Origin of the sequence: Bacteroides sp. AM37-9, assembly GCF_003603455.1 — a bacterium.
Lineage (GTDB): Bacteria > Bacteroidota > Bacteroidia > Bacteroidales > Bacteroidaceae > Bacteroides > Bacteroides xylanisolvens.
Genome location: NZ_QTNF01000033.1, coordinates 1 through 1,183, shown reverse-complemented (window position 1 = coordinate 1,183; position 1,183 = coordinate 1). Strand labels below are relative to the sequence as shown.

The following is a 1,183-nucleotide window of genomic DNA, read 5'->3' as shown; positions in this document are numbered from 1 at the left end:
GATTCTCTGAACTGTGTACACTGTCCCCTTCTGACTTATCAATACAGGTGCATTTATGCCAACTGGATTTATATGCTCATAACAATCTCTGATATGTTGCTGTAGCTGCATATTAATCCTAATAGTCCTTTGCTTCCCTGTTTTAATCTCTGTAATGGTAAATTCTTCCGCATCTAGTATCTGATTCCACCTCAAAGCAAGAATATCAGAAATTCTTAGACCTGTGAAGCAACCCAAAGCAATAAGAAGTGACATCTTATAATTACTATCCCTTGCCAACTTTCTTATTAAGTTCATTGCTTCGCTCCATTGCAGATAATCTGCTGTTGTACTTGAATATTTAAGTGACATAACGTTCTGTTTTATAGTGAAACTAATAAAAGTGAATATTAATTTTAAACTGGAATATCTAACTTACTGATTACTAGCTAAACATTCACTAATAATAGAAGTGAATATTATACTACTGGCTAATAATAGAGAAAGAGTACCTATATATAGTATATAGATACCCTTATTAGTTCTTCATGTACTACTTCATTGTAATAATCTTGTATATAGTCCAAACAATCATCAAGAAGAATACAACAGGTGAAATTGCACACATAACAAGTAACAAGATAATCCAAGATATAACGACTAATAACGCTTGTAACATAATCTTTTGAGTATTAATAGGTAATGAATAATAAAGGGACACCCTTATTATATGGATGCCCCTTTTAAGTACTCTGTAATACCACTAACTAAGAAACCATTGATACTTGTCATCACCATGTAAAGCGGAACATATACCCGTTGCAAGTTCTGTAGCATTATAGGCTCTATCCAAGAATGAATCTATATAGCTACTCTTATTTGCACCTGTGAGCAAGTTGTAGAACTTCCACATAGACAAATCATTTCCCAAGCTACCAAAGTTCTCGTCATTGATATACGCTTTAGCCACATTGTTAACCTGTGTATCAGTAAGCAACATTTTAGGTATATCCTTTTGATAGCCTTGCGGTAGTGATTGATAAAGTCTCATTCTTCCAAGTAGTTGGCAAAACTGATGCTCCGTCATACTGGTATTGCCTAAAGACTGCATCAAATGTATGTGTTTGGCTGCATCGTATTTGTGGAACATTTCCAATACCGCTTGATATAAATCCCTTGTATTGGTAACTTCCAAGCAACTAAG

At 34.3% G+C, this 1,183-nt stretch carries 2 protein-coding genes; both read right to left on the bottom strand.

Annotation, left to right across the window (positions count from 1 at the left end; genetic code table 11):
- Positions 1-351 (bottom strand): tyrosine-type recombinase/integrase (locus DW862_RS26445; protein WP_243636514.1); only part of this gene is annotated, 351 nt, incomplete at its 3' end.
- Between the two features lie 391 nt (positions 352-742).
- Positions 743-1,183, bottom strand: a 441-nt coding sequence (locus DW862_RS19570; protein WP_120070053.1) for a DUF3871 family protein, incomplete at its 5' end; no start/stop codon positions are given.